This window comes from Hymenobacter arcticus (genome assembly GCF_054779975.1).
The window spans coordinates 120,136-135,314 of the sequence record NZ_BAAGXF010000003.1 but is presented as its reverse complement, the minus strand read 5'-3'; the positions used below and the strand labels follow the sequence as shown (position 1 = coordinate 135,314).

Annotated in this window: 13 protein-coding genes; 8 read left to right on the top strand and 5 right to left on the bottom strand. The window is 59.9% G+C overall.

Features of this window, described 5'->3' with window-relative positions; all coding sequences use genetic code 11:
• Nucleotides 1–48: 48 nt before the first annotated feature.
• Entirely contained in the window at nt 49–1,848 is a 1,800-nt protein-coding gene (locus ACYVGC_RS07055) for an LptA/OstA family protein (RefSeq protein ID WP_460583107.1), read from the bottom strand.
• A gap of 228 nt (nt 1,849–2,076) precedes the next feature.
• On the opposite strand from ACYVGC_RS07055, the gene tilS reads away from it, so the two are divergent.
• From tilS to mdh, 5 genes are all read left to right on the top strand, one after another.
• A complete protein-coding gene (gene tilS / locus ACYVGC_RS07050) occupies nt 2,077–3,405 on the top strand; it encodes a tRNA lysidine(34) synthetase (protein WP_460583106.1) in 1,329 nt (442 codons plus the stop codon).
• A gap of 689 nt (nt 3,406–4,094) precedes the next feature.
• Nucleotides 4,095–4,934: a GLPGLI family protein gene (locus tag ACYVGC_RS07045; RefSeq protein ID WP_460583105.1), complete on the top strand. Its 840-nt coding sequence runs from the start codon at nt 4,095–4,097 to the stop codon at nt 4,932–4,934.
• 35 nt (nt 4,935–4,969) lie between these two features.
• The gene (locus ACYVGC_RS07040; protein ID WP_460583104.1) at nt 4,970–5,266 is read left to right on the top strand and encodes a peptidase associated/transthyretin-like domain-containing protein; all 297 of its coding nucleotides are present in this window, start codon (nt 4,970–4,972) and stop codon (nt 5,264–5,266) included.
• On the top strand, nt 5,218–7,665 hold the full coding sequence (locus ACYVGC_RS07035) for a hypothetical protein (protein ID WP_460583103.1): 2,448 nt from the start codon (nt 5,218–5,220) through the stop codon (nt 7,663–7,665). The genes ACYVGC_RS07040 and ACYVGC_RS07035 overlap by 49 nt, the downstream gene beginning before the upstream one ends.
• 108 nt (nt 7,666–7,773) lie before the next feature.
• Nucleotides 7,774–8,718 (top strand): malate dehydrogenase, encoded by a 945-nt coding sequence (gene mdh / locus ACYVGC_RS07030; protein WP_460583102.1) that lies wholly within the window; start codon nt 7,774–7,776, stop codon nt 8,716–8,718.
• A 454-nt stretch (nt 8,719–9,172) separates the two neighbouring features.
• Here the strand turns inward: mdh and ACYVGC_RS07025 are convergent, their stop codons facing one another.
• A complete protein-coding gene (locus ACYVGC_RS07025) occupies nt 9,173–9,811 on the bottom strand; it encodes a hypothetical protein (RefSeq protein ID WP_460583101.1) in 639 nt (212 codons plus the stop codon).
• A gap of 136 nt (nt 9,812–9,947) precedes the next feature.
• On the opposite strand from ACYVGC_RS07025, the gene ACYVGC_RS07020 reads away from it, so the two are divergent.
• Complete coding sequence (locus ACYVGC_RS07020) at nt 9,948–10,487, top strand: hypothetical protein (RefSeq protein ID WP_460583100.1); 540 nt, start codon at nt 9,948–9,950, stop codon at nt 10,485–10,487.
• A 90-nt stretch (nt 10,488–10,577) separates the two neighbouring features.
• Here ACYVGC_RS07020 and ACYVGC_RS07015 read toward each other — a convergent pair whose 3' ends face one another.
• Nucleotides 10,578–10,766 (bottom strand): hypothetical protein, encoded by a 189-nt coding sequence (locus tag ACYVGC_RS07015; RefSeq protein WP_460583099.1) that lies wholly within the window; start codon nt 10,764–10,766, stop codon nt 10,578–10,580.
• Between the two features lie 120 nt (nt 10,767–10,886).
• Here ACYVGC_RS07015 and ACYVGC_RS07010 point away from each other — a divergent pair, with 120 nt between their 5' ends.
• Nucleotides 10,887–11,426: a macro domain-containing protein gene (locus ACYVGC_RS07010; RefSeq protein ID WP_460583098.1), complete on the top strand. Its 540-nt coding sequence runs from the start codon at nt 10,887–10,889 to the stop codon at nt 11,424–11,426.
• Between the two features lie 35 nt (nt 11,427–11,461).
• Here ACYVGC_RS07010 and ACYVGC_RS07005 read toward each other — a convergent pair whose 3' ends face one another.
• Entirely contained in the window at nt 11,462–12,610 is a 1,149-nt protein-coding gene (locus ACYVGC_RS07005; RefSeq protein WP_460583097.1) for an MBL fold metallo-hydrolase, read from the bottom strand.
• 268 nt (nt 12,611–12,878) lie between these two features.
• Here ACYVGC_RS07005 and ACYVGC_RS07000 point away from each other — a divergent pair, with 268 nt between their 5' ends.
• On the top strand, nt 12,879–13,901 hold the full coding sequence (locus ACYVGC_RS07000; protein ID WP_460583096.1) for a glycosyltransferase family 9 protein: 1,023 nt from the start codon (nt 12,879–12,881) through the stop codon (nt 13,899–13,901).
• Nucleotides 13,902–13,995: 94 nt separating this feature from the next.
• Here the strand turns inward: ACYVGC_RS07000 and ACYVGC_RS06995 are convergent, their stop codons facing one another.
• On the bottom strand, nt 13,996–15,132 hold the full coding sequence (locus tag ACYVGC_RS06995; protein ID WP_460583095.1) for an NRAMP family divalent metal transporter: 1,137 nt from the start codon (nt 15,130–15,132) through the stop codon (nt 13,996–13,998).
• Nucleotides 15,133–15,179 lie beyond the last annotated feature (47 nt).

Genomic DNA, 15,179 nt, shown 5'->3' with positions numbered 1-15,179 from the left:
AACGGCAGCCGGCCAGCCGGGAGTTCCGCCCTGCTAAGAGCCGCGGGCCTAGCGCGGGGTTGCAGCGGCCGCTGGCCGGGCCGCGGCCGGCACCGCCGTAACCGGGGGCCGGCCGGCGGCACTGGGGGCAGCCGGCTTGGTGGGCGGGGTGGCAGGCTTGGCTTTGGGCCGCGCTTTCGCCTTAGTTTTTGGCTTGGCCTTGGCCTTGGCCTTGGCTTTCGGCTTGGGCTTAGTTTGCTTGAGGTCACCGGCGAAGTGCTTGCCAAAGACTACGCGGCGCGTGGGCCGCTCGGTGGGCCGCCAGCGAAAGGCCTTAAGCTGCTTGTTTTCAGCTACTAGCTCGTGCACGGGCGTGTAGCTGGCTTCGGGGTTGGTGAGCCAGCTGAGCTGCTTGATTTTGTTGTCGGCGAAGCGAAGCGTCATGGTGGCCGACACCGACTTGTTCATGCCGCTCAGCACCGTGTCGCCGTCGAGGGTGAAGTAGAGGCTCTCCGCATTGCCCAGCACGTCGATGCGGGCCATTTGGCCGCGCTGGAAGTAGGCTATCATGTTGCGGCCCTTCACCTGGTTGTAGTTCTGCACGGTATCTTCCTGAATAGCAAAGGCATTGCTGAACAAGTTAGCCCGGTCGAGCTGACCATGCTTGAAGCGCAGGTTCATCGAGTCGGAGGTGAGTTGATTGCGGGCCTGCCACACCACCGGGTCGCGGTTGAGGTAGATAACGCTGTCCTGGCGGTCGTAGGTGAGCGAGTCGCAGCGGCCCTGCATCTTGCCTCTAAAAATCTGCACTTTAGGCCAAGCGTAGAGAATGGGGCGCTGCACGGCGCGGCCGGGGCGCGTTTCCACGCTCAGCAGCGTGTCGGCGGCCATGTAGAGCGTGTCTTTGCCCGAAATGTTGCGCACCACCGGCCGCGCCCCGAAGAGCTTGGTGCGGCCCAGCGCCCGCCAGTAGCGGCCCTGGTCGCCGCGCAGCACGAGGTTGTCCTTCTTGGAAATGAGCGAGACGTGGCCCGTCGCCACACCGTAGAGCTTCACCTGGTCATACACCAGCACGTCGCCGCCCAGCAGGTAGCCAGTCGTTTCTATTTGGGCCTTTTTGGCAAAGTTGGAGATGCGCGTTACCGTATTGTAGGTGCCTTTTTCGGCGTACAAGTCGCCCTGCGGGCTTTTGATGCGGGTTGGCCCGTTGAAATACGCGATTTTGCTAATGGTATTAAACGTGAGCGTGTCGTTGCGCAAGTCGGTGGGCTGGCCGGTTTCATCGAGCGAAATCAGGTGCACATCGCGCTTAAAGACAAAGACTTTGCTATTGGTATCGTAGAAGCCTTGCTGACTATCGAGGGTGTTTTTGGGGTCTACGAGGTGGCCGCCCACGGTGTAGAAGGCCGTTTTGCGGTTCAGGTCGTAGTCAAGTGCCGTGGTGGTAAGCGTCATGCGCGGGTCGTGCATCACCACCTGCTGGCCGGTCATGCGGGCGGTGCGCTTGTTGCCATCATAGAAGCCATGGTCGCCGGTGATGGTCATGGTATCACTCTGCACAATACGCACGTTGCTAAACGCCTCAATCTCATTGCGTTCCAGGTACTGGTAGGCCGAGTCGCAGTACAGCAGCACGTCCTGCTGCTTGAACGACACGTTACCCAGCAACTTTCTGATTTTCACTCCGTTATAATCACCGCCGCGCAATTCGCGGGTGCCGGGCAGCAGCTCCACGGGCGTGCCCTTCACGGGCTGGGGGCGCGGGCCGGGGCCGGCCGGCCGGGGCGCGGTAGTGGGCCGGTTTTGGGCGTGCAGCGCGCCCAACGGCAGCAAAAGGAGGAGGGCTAGGTAAAAGCGGAGAAGCGGCATTCGGGGCCAAAGTTACGGCGGGGGGCGGGGCCTAACGCGCATAATGGCAACCTAGTGCCCGGCGCGGGGGCCGCGCCGAGTGGGCTCAGTCCTCGTTACTACAGGGACAGGCGGCGGCAAGAGCGCTTTTTTGCGCGGTTGGAACCACTGCCTGAGTTACCGGCTGGTTGGCGGGGCGAACTTTGTAGCCTTCCCGGCCGGTTTTGCCGGCTGCTTCACTCCTTTGCCATGCTCGACCAGGTTCGCCAATTCATTACCGATAATACCCTTTTCAACCTCGAAACCGATACCGTGCTGGTGGCCGTGAGCGGCGGCCTCGACTCGGTGGTGCTGCTCGACGTGCTGCACCGGCTGGGGGCCAAGCTGGCCGTGGCGCACGGTCACTTTGGCCTGCGCGGCGAGGAGGCCGACGCCGACGAGCTGTTCGTGCGCAAGCTGGCCAAGCAGTACGAAGTGCCCTACTTCGCCGAGTTTTTCCAGACCAAGGCTTTTGCTGAGCGCGAGGGGATTTCAACCCAAATGGCGGCCCGGCTGCTGCGCTACCGCTGGTTTGAGCAGGTGCGGGCCACCAACGAATACGCCGCCGTGGCCACCGCCCACCACCGCCGCGACGCCACCGAAACCATACTGCTCAACCTCACCCACGGCACCGGCCTGGCGGGGCTGCACGGCATCCGGGCCAAGCATGAGTTTGTGGTGCGGCCTATGCTGGCCTGCGAGAAGGATGATATCTACGACTACATCGCCACCAACCGCCTCATCTGGCGCGAAGATGCCAGCAACGACAGCCCCGTGTACCAGCGCAACCGCCTGCGGCTGGAGGTACTGCCCGTGCTGCGCGACATCAACCCCAACCTCGACAACACCCTGGCTTCCAGCGCCGAGCGCGTGGGCGGGGCCGAGGAGATAGTGCGCCGCTACGTAGAAGACACTACTGCCCAGGCCCGCCGCGACGCGCCCGAGGCCACGTACTTCAACATTGCGCTGCTCCAAAACACGGCCGCTACCACGCTGGTGCTGCACGAGATGCTGCGGCCCTTCGGCTTCTCGTGGGTAGTGAGCAAAGAAATCGCGGCCAGCTTCACTGGTTTGTCGGGCAAGCAATTCGACTCGCCCACGCACCGGCTGGTGAAGGACCGCGACCAGCTCGTGATTACCCCGCGCCGGCTGGCCCAGTACGGCACGTTTCAACTAGCTGAAAACCAAGAGGATTTACTGGCCGATGGCCTGCGCCTGCGCGCCACCTATCACGACGGGGCGGGCTACGAAATTCCGCGCTCGCGCAGCACCGCCGCCCTGGATGTGGACAAGCTAAGCTTTCCACTCACGCTGCGTCGCTGGCGCGAGGGCGACTGGTTTATGCCGCTGGGCATGAAGGGAAAAAAACACCTCAGCGACTTCCTCATCGACCAGAAAGTGCCCCTCAACCTCAAAGATGAGGTGCGCGTGCTGACGGCCGCCGACGGCAAAATCTGCTGGGTGGTGGGCTTCCGCGTCGATGACAGGTTTAAGGTGGAGGAGACTACGGCGCGGGTAGTGGCCGTGCAGCGACTGTGAAAACTGATTGCTAACGCACTGATTTGAATTGGCTAAGTGACGTTGTCCTTTTACAACTTATTCGCTATGTTTAAGCTGTTAGTTGCCGTATATTCCCGATAGCACCTCAAGAAATATAGTAAATAATTGACCTGATAATCAACCTCTTACTCGTGGCAGCACTATATCTTAACACTGGAAATTAGGAAGTCTATTTTTTTTTCTCGAAGTTTTACAGCCGTCATCAGTCGCCACGTAGTCTCTTGCTCAACGCATTAGCTGCCGTGGCCCGGTGCCAGCAAGCCACTACTGGGTTGGCTCCCCACTTCGTATGCGACGGCCCATATAGGTTCTGCACCTAGGCTTTATCGATAGAGCAGCTCTATTGGTTCTGCGGGGTTTGGCAGAGCTAGAAGTTTTACAACCCGCTTTTGTCATGAAGAAGAATTTTGCACTAACTGCCTTATTTTGCTTAACTTTAATTGTTAGCAAAGCAGAAAATAATAAAAATCTAGTAATTACAAAAAAGCCTAATCTAATTTATCGTTTTACGCAGTGTGGAGCTGACACATATTTATACGCACATGATTACATAGAGTATGGGCAAGGCCTCCGTGCTTTAAGAGCTTACTACTGCAACTAAATAGCAATACCAAAGAGTAATAAAGTGCAAATACAGAGCACTTTATTACTCTTATTTTTTTCATAAGATGAAACTCTTTTTTTTATATGCTTTATGCATCTCTACAAAGCTGTTCGCTCAGCCTAATAAAGCCCAATTTAAAAATGAAAAGGCTAATTATTTATGCTTATACAAACTAACCTACCTTCCAGATTCAACCAATAAAACTTTACTTCAGAGTGAAGTAATGCGCTTACTATTAGGAAAAACAACTTCATCATTCGAGAGCGTTGGCAACTACTTGGCTGATTCATTAGAGAGTACCGTAGTTGATATTCCACAAAATGCTTTTGATGGCCAAGACTACGCAGATAAGTTTGTAGCCCTACCATTATCAAGATTTAGATTCAAGATTTTTAAAGATAGAGTAAGTAATAACATCTATCCATATGAATCAATTGATACTAAAACCTATTTTTATCAAGATAAATTCCCAATCAGTAGTTGGCGTATAACTGATGAAAAGAAAAATGTATCAGGTTATGATTGCCAAAAAGCAACCATACAATTTGGAGGACGCATTTTTGATGCTTGGTTCACAAAAAAAATACCTATTTCAGATGGGCCTTATAAATTCTATGGCTTACCTGGTCTAATTATCAAGGTTAATGACATCGCAAATAATTATACATTTCAACTTGCAAAGTTTATAAAAGTTAGTCGTGATTTAAGTTTACAGCTACCTAAAAAAACCGTCTATTCAACTAAGTTGATAGTAGAAAAAGGTAGAAAAGGCTATTATGCTAATCTTGTGAACATGGTTTCAACCCTGACTCACAATGGATTACCTCTCTCTCCGGAAGAAAGAAAAATGGAGTATGAAAGAATTAGAAGAAAATACAATAATTCTTTAGAACTATTAAAATAATAGCCTCTGAGTACTTTTGAAATATTATAGATACTATGCAGTATTATATATTTTTTAATAATACACTATTCAATATAATATTATTTTGCACATTTTTTTCTCAGCTGTGCTCGGCCCAAACCATCCTCACCGGCACCGTGCGCGACCCCGCTGACCAGCCCTTGGAAGGCATCCTGCTAGAAGCAGAAACCAAGACTCAGCCGCCCGCCTCGGCCTTCGTTATTTCGGGGGCCGATGGCAGCTTTAAGCTCACCCTCGCCGCCACCCCGGCCAGCGACTCCGCTTGTCGGCCCGCGCCCTGGGCTACGCCGAGCAGCTTATCCGGCTGGTGAACCGTAGCCAGCCGGTGGCCATTAAGATGCAGGAGAGCACCACCGCCCTCAAGGAGGTAGTGGTGCAGGGCGCCCCCATCACCCGGCAGGGCGATACGCTCAGCTACAAGGTCGATGCCTTTGCCAGCAAGCAGGACCGGGTGATATCGGACGTGCTCAGGAAGATGCCGGGCATTGAGGTGGCCAGCGACGGGCAAATCAGCTACGAGGGGCGGCCCATCAGCAAGTTTTACATCAACGGGCAGGACTTGCTGGAGAGCCGCTACAACCTGGCCAGCGACAACCTGCCCAGCGGGGCCGTGCAGAGCGTGCAGGTGCTCGAAAACCACCAGCCCATCCGGGCGCTCGACAAGCTGGTGCACCCCGACAACGCGGCGCTCAACATCAAGCTCAAGAGCAAGGTAACCGCCACCGGGCAGGCGCGGCTGGGCGCGGGCCTGGTGCCGTCGCCCGCCGCGGCGCTGTGGAGCGCCAACGTGTCGCCGATGCTGTTTACCAAAAAACAGCAGCTCATCGACACCTACCAGGGCAACAACACTGGCCAGGACGTGGCTGCCGAACTCAAGCCCCTGACCCTGGCCGACTTGCAGCAGCAGAGCGAGAGCAGCAACCAGAAGCCCGACCTCACCCACATCCAGGACCTGGGCCAGCCGCCGGTGGCCGCCAGCCGCTACCTCTTCAACCGGGTGCACCTGCTGAGCGCCAACCACCTGGTGACCATCAGCAAGGAAAACCAGCTGCGGGTGAATGCCTCGTACCTGCACGATGCGCAAACGCAGCGCGGCAGTTCGCAGACGTTTTACTACTTACCGGATAATCAGACGGTTAAAATTACGGAGGATAAATACAACAAGCTGTATTTCAACACGCTGCAAACCGACCTGGCGTTCATTAAAAACGTCAAGGACTACTACCTCAAAAATACGCTGAGTCTGGAAGGCCGCTGGGATTCGCAGACCGGCGACATTTATCGGGCTGAGAGCGGCACGCGCGTGACGCAGGCGGCGCGCAACCCATTTTTGGCGGCCACCAACCGGCTGGGGCTGGTGCGGCCGCTGGGCGCGGGCAAGATTTTGCAGGCGTCGTCGCTGGTGTTTTACACCAATTCGCCGCAGCGGCTGGCGGTGAGCCCCGGCGTGTTTGCCCCGGCCCTCACGGGCGGCGCGGCCACCGACACCACCCGGCAGCAGGTGCGGCTGGGGTCGTTTTTTACGAGCAACTCGCTGGGTGTCACCGCCAGCCGCGGGCACTGGGCGTACTCGGGCACGGCGGGCTTTTCGACGGAGCTTCAGCAGCTGACCTCGGCCCTAGAAACTGCACCCATGCCCGCCACCGCCGGCCCACTGCTGCGCAATGACCTGGCCTGGGCCCGCACCCGCGCCTACCTCCAGCCCGGCCTGGGCTACAAAAGCGACCTGTGGAACGCCACCCTCGACCTGCCGGTGAGCTACTACGACTTCCAGGCTCACGACGACGCGCTAGCCGCCGGGCAGCGCCTGCGCGTGCTGGTGGCCGAGCCCCGCCTCAGCGCCCGCCGCGACCTGGGGGCGCTGTGGTACGCCTCGGCCGGCGCGGGCCTGCGCAACGGCTTTGGCGATATCTCGCAGCTCAACTACGCTTACATTTTGCGCGATTACCGCACCTTGCAGCGCAACGATGCGCCGCTGCCGCGCAGCATCGGGCAGAGCTACAACGCGGGGCTTTATTTCAAAAATCCGCTCAAGTCACTGTTTTTCAGTACCAACTATTCGTTCTCCACTACGCTTAGCAACCGCTTGTACAGCAGCCAGGTAGATGCCGGCGGGGCGCTCACCACGGTGGCGCTCGACCAGGACAGCCGCCGCGTGAGCCACGCGGTATTCGGCAACGTGAGCAAGTTTGTGAGCCCCTGGAAAACCAACTTTAGCCTTAACCTGTCGGCCAGCCTTAGCCGCCAGCCGCAGGTGCTCAATGGCACGCTGGCCCAAACCACCAGCCGCTCGGCCACGGCCACGTTCAAAACCAGCGTGTCGGCCTTCGACTGGGGCAGCCTCGATTACAGCGCCACGCTCACGGCCCTGCGCAGCACCGTGGAAGGCGCGCCCGCCCAACCGCTGGCCCTGCTGCAAGACCACCACGCCAGCGCCAGCGTGTTTCCGGTGGGCCGCCACGCCCTCACGGCCGCCGCCGACTACTACGCCAGCCAGGGGCCGGCCGCCCCGGTGCGCGCCGTGTTTGCCGACCTCACCTACCGCTACACGCTGCCCACGGCCCGCAAAATTGACCTGGAGTTGCGCTGGAACAATATTTTTGACACCCGGCAGTATCAGTACAGCTACGTGAGCCAGTTTGTGCTGGCCCAAAGCACCTACCAGCTGCGGCCGGCCCAAGTGCTGGCCCTGGTGCGGCTATCGCTGTGAGTAGCGCGAAGCTTCGCGCTACTAGCAATGCCACTACGGGGCTTTCGGGTGTACTTTTACCGGGCCAGACTTGCTGGCTTTGTTCCCTCCTACCATTCATTAATTCCCATGAAAGTTACCGTAGTTGGGGCTGGCAACGTGGGCGCTACCTGCGCCGATGTGCTCGCCACCCGTGAAATTGCCAATGAAGTTGTTTTAGTTGACATCAAGGAAGGCTTCGCCGAAGGTAAGGCGCTCGATATCTGGCAGAAAGCGCCGATTATCGGCTACGATACCCGCACGGTGGGTGTCACCAACGACTACGCCCGCACCGCGGGTTCGGAGGTAGTGGTTATTACTTCGGGCCTGCCCCGCAAGCCCGGCATGAGCCGCGACGACCTGATTGCCACCAACGCCGGCATCGTGAAGTCGGTAACCGAGCAGGTGGTGGCCCACTCGCCCAACGCCATTATCATTATCGTGAGCAACCCGCTCGACGTGATGACCTACCAGGCGCACCTCACCGCCAAGCTGCCCCGCGAAAAGGTGTTCGGCATGGCCGGCATCCTCGACACGGCCCGCTACCGCGCCTTTTTGGCCGAGGCCCTGAACGTGAGCCCGAAGGACATTCAGGCGGTGCTCATGGGTGGCCACGGCGACACCATGGTGCCCCTGCCCCGCTACACCACCGTGGGTGGCATTCCGGTTACCGAACTCATTGATAAAGCGACGCTTGACGCCATTGTGGAGCGCACCAAAAACGGCGGCGGCGAGCTGGTGAAGCTCATGGGCACCTCGGCCTGGTACGCGCCCGGCGCGGCGGCCGCCCAGATGGTAGAAGCCATCGTGCGCGACCAGCGCCGCGTGTTCCCGGTGTGCCTGGAGCTGCAAGGCGAGTACGGCATCAACGGCGTGTACCTCGGTGCCCCGGTTATTCTGGGCAAAAACGGCGTGGAGCGCGTAATTGAATTGCAGCTCAACGACGAGGAGAAAGCCATGCTCGAAACCTCGCGCGGCCACGTGAAAGAGGTAATGGACGCCCTGGACAAGATGAGCGCCGCTCCGGCCGCGTAGTCATTTTAGCCTTTGCTTCTATAACAAAAGCGGCCCGCTGGCAATTGCCGGCGGGCCGCTTTTTTGCCTATTGAGTGGGGTAACTGGCCGGTTTGACCACCGGGCGGGCCCACCAGCCCACGGGCCGGCTCGGTAGCAGACTCAAGCTATCCGGCAACTCAGCAGCCTGTGCTCACGACGCCAGCCCCGGGGGCTCGAAAGGAAGTCAGGCGGCGGGTTAACGGTAGCGCCCGTGAAGGGGTCACCCATCCGCCACAATCCACGCAGTACACGGCATTGTTGCGGCGGCCCGCCAATGCATACTGTAGAGCTAGTGCGGAGCCTGGGCCACCGCAGAAGAGCAGCGGCCATTTGATGGGCGGGTCAACACGTTCAATTTTTACTACTTACTTATCCTTATAAATTTATTAACTAGTTAATAGTTAGCAACTCATAAAGATAAGTGATTTCTCTTCTATAGCGGCAATTGTGTAGCTGCCTCACGCTGGGCGGCTGCGGCGCGCAGCTGCCGGGTTGCGGCGGCCGCCCGGTAGATGGCAATACCCAGAAAAACGCGGACCACGAGACCTGCCGAGGCCTGCCCGCTGCCGAGGGTAACTACGCCATCAAGCACTACCAGCCCCAGCGCTACGTAGAAAGCCACCGCCGACAGCCGGTACTTGCCCAGCCAGGCCAGGCCCGCGTACAGCAAGGCTTCCAGCACGGTGCCCCAGCCAATGCCCAGCTGCGCAAGCACTTCCACGTGGCCGAGCAAAACCACCAGCGACAGCACCAAATTGAGGCCAGCAATAAACAGCATCGCCGCAAAGCCAGTCGCCACCTGCGTGTGCGGGTCGTTGACGGTACCCGCCACGGGCCGGCCATCGAGCTGCAGGTCGAGCCCCTGCGCCCCAAACTGCTGCTGGAGGCGCACCTGGAGCCGACGGCCATCGGGCAGCACAAATTCCTGGCCGGCTTTCAACTCTTGCGCGGTGGCGGTGCGGCCAAGCTCCTGACCCTGATAATCGAGGCGAAAATTGCGAAAAAACATCCCCCAGCTAGCCGTAACGGCATCAGTGTGGGCGGCATCGAGGTAGTAGATTTTGGAGGGCATAGGCGCACTGGGTGAGGTGTGAGGCAGCAAACGGGCCGGGCGGGGCATGGGTTGCTACTTTTGGCGCGGCGGGTTAGGCATTCGCGGGCAATTCTGCTAGCTGGCTTGTTCTCGTATTGCCTGGTTCGTAGCTGACATGTTGAAACGGGTCCTTTTTTTCTGGGTAACGAGCTTTGGGCTGGCCACGGCGGGCTACTACCTGCTGTGGCTGCTGCTGCCGGGGCACCGCGTATTTGGTGCCTGGTACCTGATGCTGCTCTATCACGATGCGCATCCGGTGCAGTACATCGCGCTCTGCTGCTTTTTTTACGGCCCCCTGGCGGCGGGGGCCACCGGTTTTTTTCGGCGGCGCGACACCTCGGGCCGGGTGGGAGTCGTTTGCGCTATCTGCGCCGTCACCGTGGGGCTGAGTGCGCCATTTGGCGGGATGCTCTGGCACTTCCACGACATGCAGGCCGGGTACTTTCCGCCCGATTGGGGCCGGGTACTGCTGGTGGATGGCAGCCGCGATGGCCTGGCCATGGGGTGGCTGATAGTACTGCTTTCCATCCCCTACACGCTGCTGGGCGTCGTCGGGTGCTATTTTCTGACCAAGGCGGGGGCCGGTCTTTTTTACCCGGAATTAAGCCAATCACCTATCAACCAGCGCATTAATGAGAAAGGGCAAGGCGATTAATCCCACTACCAAGGCATAAAATACCCGGTGTTGACGCCGCCACCCCACATTGACCAGCATCACCAAGCCAAACGGCCCTGCGAAGCACAACTAACTGAGCAGTAGCCAGTTCAGCGCATCGCCGGCGCCACCCGGCGTGGGCTGGGCCCGGTAGGTAGCGGCTTCCCAGGCATACTGGGCCCAGCGCCCCAGGTACAGGGCATAAGTGGCCAGCGTGAGCCAGTGCGCCAGCAGGCAGTTTTTCCACCACGAGTGGGGCAAGTTTGGGGCTTCACTCATAACATGAACCGGTACTGTGTGGTGAACCGCTACCAGCAATAGTAGCTGCGGTAGGGGGCTGGGCGCGCCAACCGGCGGCCGAGCCGGTCCAAATTTGCAAAAAAATACCTTGTGCGTGCCTTGCCTTTCTGCCTTGCGCCGCTGGCCCTGGTCAGCCCCGCCAACAGCTTCGGCTACATGGATGGCGGCCTGGATTTTACCATTTCCCAGCACTTGGGCTGGCACTTGGAGAAGGACTTGCAGCGCCTCATCCGCGAAAAGCACTACGGGGAATTATTGGTGGGGCAGGCCGAAGTGTTGCCCACCGGCAGCCCGGCCTTTCCCTACCTGATTGCCGCGCCCACCATGCGCACGCCCATGACCAGCACACGCGGGCCCAACGTGTACCAGGCCATGAAGGCCATTTTAGTGCTTTTGCGCTACGGCAAGCTAACAGATAATACCTTGATTAGCAGAAAAATACAAACCGCGGCTATTCCGGGCTTAGGCACGGGCATTGGCCAGGTGCGGCCGCTCGTGTGCGCCCGGCAAATGCGCCTGGCCTGGGAAGACATACTGCACGAGAAGTTTGCGACCGAAACCGGCTGGGAGCAGATGTGCGCCAACTACGCTTACTTCTACACGCACAACCACTCCGATATCAAGTATCCTATCAACTAAGCAGTTACGCAACAAGCACTGGTAGTCCGCGGCGGTTAGCGGGGCGCACTCAGCGCGGGGTCGCGCCACCAGCGCAGCTGCGGCAGTGGCCCGGCTCCCAGCGTCACGGGCTGCCCCAGTTGGGGCGTGGTCAGGAGCAGGCCGCGGCGGGTGGCTTCCGCGGTGGCGCGCTCCACCGACTCGTTCCAGGCGTGGTGGGCCTCCGTGAAAGCCCCCCAATGCACGGGCAGCATAATCTTCGCCCGCACGTCGAGGGCCGCCTGCACCGACTGCTCGGGCACCATGTGAATCTGGGCCCACTGCCGGTCGTACTGGCCACACTCTACCAGGGCCAGGTCGAAGGGGCCGTACTGCTGACCAATGGCCTGGAAATGGGCCCCGTAGCCCCCGTCGCCGCTGTAAAACACCCGCTGACTGCCCGCTTTCAGCACCCACGCCGACCAGAAGGTGCTGTTGCGGTTGGTGAGGCCCCGCCCCGAAAAATGCTGGGTAGGCGCGCTGATAATGGTGAGGCCCGGCAGGCGCACCGAGTCGCCCCAGGTCATTTCGGTGAACTGGCTGGCCGGCACGCCCCAGCGGCGCAGGTGGGTGCCCACGCCCAGCGGCACGTAAAAGTGGCCGACCTTGCCCTTTATCTTTTGAATGGTTTTATAATCGAGGTGGTCGTAGTGGTCGTGCGAAATCAGCACCGCGTCGATGGCGGGCAGCTGCTCGGCGGCAATGGCCAGGCTAGGGTTATAGCGCTTGGGCGTAACCCACGCCAGCGGCCCCATCTTGACGCTCAGCATGGGGTCGAGCAGCACGTTTTTACCCCCGATTTCGACCAGCGAGGCCGAGTGGCCAAACCACGTAACGCGCACCATACCAGGCTTTTTGTGGGTAATGCTGAGCGAATCGAGCGGCTGCGTGGGCAGCGGGGCGGCGGGGTTCTGGTTGGGGGTTTTTTCAAACAAAGCCCGCCACACGGCCGACCACATGCTGCCGCTGGTGGCCACTTCCGTAGGCTGCGGGTTGAAAAACTTGCCGTCGCGGAAGTGCCCCGACTGCTCATAAGCTTGCTGCTGCGCGGCCGTGGGGGTGCCGCCCAGCTCCGGGCTCAGCTGGGCAAACGCGGTGCCGCCTATCACCAATAATAGTAGCGCCAAGCCCAGCACCTGACCCAGTAGTTTGAAAAAAGTACGCATCACAGGCAATTAGGGGAGAAAGAAAGAGCTTACGCAAACGCACCGTTGTTGCTCACTAGCAGGCGCAGCAGGGACTAAAACACAAATTTTTTAAGGTTGCTGGATTCGCGCTGGTCCAAAGACGCGGCCAGCCGACCGGCGATGGTGCGCGTCGCCCGGGAATGGCGCGACGCGGGTATTGAAGGGACGGGTAATTTCTCATTTGCCGTGGTTTCCTCAACGGCTGCCAATTGCTTTTGGTGGGCTGGCCTACCTTTGAAGCCTGCCCATGTTTGCTTCACCTCCCACCACGCTGCTCATCCAAACCGCCTTTATCGGCGATGTAATCCTGGCCACGGCGCTGGTGGAATACCTGGCTCAGCACGAGCCCACGGCGCCGCTCGACGTGCTGGTGCGGCGCGGCAACGAGGGCCTGCTGGCCGGCAATCCGCACATCAGGCAGGTGCTCATTTGGGATAAAAAGGACCAGAAATATCCGAATTTGCTGCGCCTGCTGGGGCAGATTCGGCGGGCGCAGTACGGCCGGGTGGTTACGTTGCAGCGATTTGCCAGCACCGGGTTTCTCACCGCCTTTTCGGGCGCGGCCGAGCGGGTGGGCTTCGCGCAGAATCCGTTCAGCCGTTTTTTTACGCGGCGCGTTCCGCATAGCATTGGCGACGGCACCCACGAGGTAGCGCGCAACCTCAAGCTGCTTAGCAACTTACCAGCTATGCTAAAACCCCGCCTCTACCCTACGGCGGCCGATGAGGCCACCGCCGCACCCTACGCCGCCGTGGGCGAGTACCTCTGCCTGGCACCCACCTCGGTGTGGTTTACCAAGCAGTACCCGGAGGAGAAATGGCTGGAATTGTTGGCCGCGCTGCCGCCCGGCCTGCCCGTGTACCTGCTTGGCGGCCCGCCCGACACGGCTGCCTGCGAGCGGCTGGCGCAGGCGGCGGCCCGGCCCGGCCTGGTCAATCTGTCGGGGAAATTATCCCTGCCCGCCTCGGCGGCGCTTATGCGCGGGGCCGTGCTGAACTACGTCAACGACTCGGCCCCACTGCATTTGTGCTCGGCGGTGGATGCGCCGGTGTGCGCCATATTCTGCTCTACGGTGCCTGCGTTTGGTTTTGGGCCGCTGAGCACGTTCTCGCGGGTGGTCGAGCAGGCCGGCCCGCTGGCGTGCCGGCCGTGCGGGCTGCACGGGCACACCCGCTGCCCGCTGGGACACTTCCGCTGCGCGCTGGAAATGGAGACGCCGCAGCTGCTGGCGGCGCTGGCTGAGGCGCGGGCGTGGCGCAAAGCGAGGTAGCGTAAGCTTCAGCTTGCGAGCGAGCGCAGCGAGCAGGCGGCACCGGACGACTCCAGGCGCGAGATGCTCGCTGCACTCGCTCGCAAGCTGAAGCTTACGTCACGTTGAGCTGCTCCCACACCACGCGCAGGCTAAGGCTACCCATCACGGCCACTACCACCCAGCCGGCTACCAGCATCCAGCGGGGGTGGCGGTAGGTGCCCATGAGGCGGCGGCTGGTGGCGGCCACCAGCACGATGCCGAGGGCAATGGGCAGTATCAGGCCATTGATGGCCCCGGCGAATACGAGCAGCTGCGTGGGCTTGCCGATGAGCACGAAGATGCTGGTTGACAAGACGATAAACACCGAGATGCAGGCCCGCTCGTAGCGCGCGAACACCGGGTGAAACGTCTTAAAAAACGACACCGACGTGTAGGCCGCGCCCACCACCGAGGAGATGGCGGCGCTCCACAAAATGACCCCGAACACCCGAAAGCCCACCTCACCCGCCGCCGACCGGAACACGCCCGCCGCCGGATTGTCGGCCGCCAGGGTGACCCCGTGGCTCAACACGCCCACAATGGCCAGGAACAGCACGAACCGCATGAAGGTGGAAATAACGATGCCGCTCACGGCGCTGCGCGTTACTACATCTTGGTTATCAAGGCCTTTGATACCCGCATCGAGCAGGCGGTGCGCGCCCGAAAACGTGATGTAGCCGCCCACCGTGCCGCCCACGATGGTGACGATGGCCGCTGCGCTCAGCTTGGCGGGCAGCAGCGTGTGGTGCAGCGCTTGCAGCAGCGGCGGGTGCGCGCTGAAGGCAATGCCCAGCGTCAGCAAAATCTTGACTGTGCCCAGAATCTTGGTGAAGCCGTCGAGCATCTTGCCCACTTCGCGCACCCAAAACAACACCAGCGCCACCCCGCAGCTGATGATGGCGCCCTGCTCATAAGAGAGCCCGGTGAGCACGTTAAGCCCCAGCCCGCAGCCGGCAATGTTGCCGATATTAAAGGCAAAGCCCCCTAGAATTACCATCGCCGCCAGGAAGTAGCCCAGCCCCGGCAGCAGCTTATTGGCCAAATCCTGGGCCCGCAACTCGCTCACCGTGAGAATACGCCAGGTGTTGAGCTGCGCGCCCACATCGAGCACCACCGACACGAGGATGACAAACCCAAAGCTGGTAAGCAGTTGCTGGGTAAATACGGTGGTCTGGGTTAAAAACCCCGGCCCGATGGATGAATTGGCCATCAAGAAAGCAGCGCCTAAGCTGGCCCCGCCAAAAGCGCGAAACTTCG